2 protein-coding genes are annotated in these 2,049 nt (G+C 62.1%); one reads left to right on the top strand and one right to left on the bottom strand.

Annotation, left to right across the window (positions count from 1 at the left end):
- Positions 1-104: 104 nt before the first annotated feature.
- Complete coding sequence (locus tag QRN42_RS17460; protein WP_284980377.1) at positions 105-698, top strand: HhH-GPD-type base excision DNA repair protein; 594 nt, start codon at positions 105-107, stop codon at positions 696-698.
- A gap of 85 nt (positions 699-783) precedes the next feature.
- On the opposite strand, the gene QRN42_RS17455 is transcribed toward QRN42_RS17460, so the two are convergent.
- Positions 784-1,725, bottom strand: a complete 942-nt coding sequence (locus tag QRN42_RS17455; protein WP_284980376.1) for a patatin-like phospholipase family protein — start codon at positions 1,723-1,725, stop codon at positions 784-786.
- Between the last annotated feature and the right edge of the window lie 324 nt (positions 1,726-2,049).

The following is a 2,049-nucleotide window of genomic DNA, read 5'->3' as shown; positions in this document are numbered from 1 at the left end:
CACCCGGCGACTCACAAAACAATACACGCCCCACCACACCAACGCAAATCCACCCCACAACACCACCCAAAACAGCCCAGACAGAAGCTGCAACTGGTGGGAGGATGGGACCCATGGAACTGCACATCACAGGAGATCCCACCGCGGACCGGCTGCTCAGCGACGACGCATTCGCGCTACTGACGGGCATGCTCTTGGACCAACAAGTCACCATGGAATCAGCCTTCGCCGGGCCTGAGAAAATCCGCGCGCGCTTGGGGTCGCTGAACCCGGCCACGATCGCCGAGTACGACCCCGCCGAGTTCATCGAAGTTTTCAAGGAGAGGCCGGCGGTCCATAGATTCCCGGGATCCATGGCGGGCAGGGTCCAAGCACTGGCGGAGACCGTGCACCGGGATTGGGATGGAGACGCAGCGGCAATCTGGACAAACGGCAATCCCGACGGCGCTGAAGTGCTCCGGCGCCTCATGGCTTTACCTGGCTTCGGAGAACAGAAGGCAAAGATCTTCCTGGCGTTGCTGGGCAAACAATGCGGCCTCCGGGCTGAAGGGTGGAGGGAAGCATCCGGCCACTACGGCGAACAGGGCTCTTACCTATCGGTCGCCGACATAGTTGACCCGGCGTCGTTGGCCAAAGTGCGCGCCAGCAAGCAAGCAGCAAAAGCAGCTGCCAAGGCCGCGAAGTCACCGGCCAGTTGATTGGTGGGTTCGCCGCAGGGAACCCACCACGGGTACGCGAAAGCAAAAAAGGGCCCTCACGTAAAAGCGAGGGCCCTTTCTGGTATCAGCTCCAGAGGTCGTTGAGCGTTGCCGCTTGGGCTCTTCCCTGTTCGTACCCGGCTTGCGCGGCGGCAGGACGAAGCGAAAGGTCCATGGCGTTTACCCCAAACATGTGTTCGGCGTCGCTGTCGGGAAACACGGTGGCCACACTGCTGCCACCGTGGCGCAGAGCATCTATCTGAGTGGCGAGGTGCATGCCCCACTCCACTGGCTGCAGGGACTTGCCGCCGAACGGTGAAAGCACCAGGACCCGGCCGAATCCAGCGGCCAGATCCGCATTCTCCGCGTTGGACCGGTAACCGCCATCGATGAAGTAGTTGCCCCCGATCCGGTACGGACGGCCACTGGAACAACTGGCTGCGATGGCGTCCACCAACTCAACTCCACTGTGTCGGTCAAAAACAACCGGTTCACCCGTCTTCGCGTCAACGGCCGTGATGAATACCGCCCGCTCCGGCCAGTCTTGGTTCGGTAGCCGGGAAGCGACCGTTTTTCGCCACTGTGCCTGCCAGGAATCGTCGGCACCCGCATCCAGATCCAATGCGGCCGAACCCAATCTGCGGCGCATATCGGCAGCGTCTACGGCTGAAGAGATGATTCCCTTTATACGCGCCAGGTGGTGTACCGCCGGCCTGGCGCGCGTCTCGACTCCCCCGGAGCGTTGCCGGGAGACAGGTAACGGCGCCAGCGTGGCCGCCAAAAGTTCACTCGGAGACATACCCGCGATCTGCGCCGCGGCCGTGGAGCCGGCTGACGTTCCGATGGTCAAGTCCGCCGTAGTTACGTCGAGCCCAGCCTCATACAGCCCAGCCACGACGCCGATAAGCCAGGCATTGCCTGTGGACCCACCGCCGCCTAGGACCAACGCTCGTTTCAGTCCGCTAGCCGCGGCAATGGAGGCCGGCGCCGGGATGGAGTTCGGGGACGAAGAATGGTTTCTGTTCATGGGAGTCGCCTTTCGCGATTTTGCGCTAAATGACGCTCCCGACGGCGACTACCTTAGTCGCGAAATCGTGGACAGCGAGGGAGCGCCCACTATGGATACTGCCTTCATGGGTCTCACCTCCAGCCGATATGACACGATCACTGAACAAGCTAGCACGGTAAGCGGCGATCCACCACGGCGCGGCCGCCGCCACTAGGTGGGGGTTGTTTGTTGTGTTTGGTGTTTTGGGTGTTAAATGCGGGGAGCCCCGACCGTGTGGTCGGGGCTCCCCGGTTGAATGGTTGTCCGGCGGTGTCCTACTCTCCCACACCCTCCCGGGTGCAG

It is taken from the genome of Arthrobacter sp. fls2-241-R2A-200 (assembly GCF_030209745.1).
GTDB lineage: Bacteria > Actinomycetota > Actinomycetes > Actinomycetales > Micrococcaceae > Arthrobacter.
This window is presented reverse-complemented; position numbering and strand designations above follow the sequence as displayed.

Excerpts from the sequence above, each read along its gene's own strand:
- QRN42_RS17460 (WP_284980377.1), top strand. The coding sequence starts at position 105 with ATGGGACCCATGGAACTGCACATCACAGGAGATCCCACCGCGGACCGG.
- QRN42_RS17455 (WP_284980376.1), bottom strand. The coding sequence starts at position 1,725 with ATGAACAGAAACCATTCTTCGTCCCCGAACTCCATCCCGGCGCCGGCC.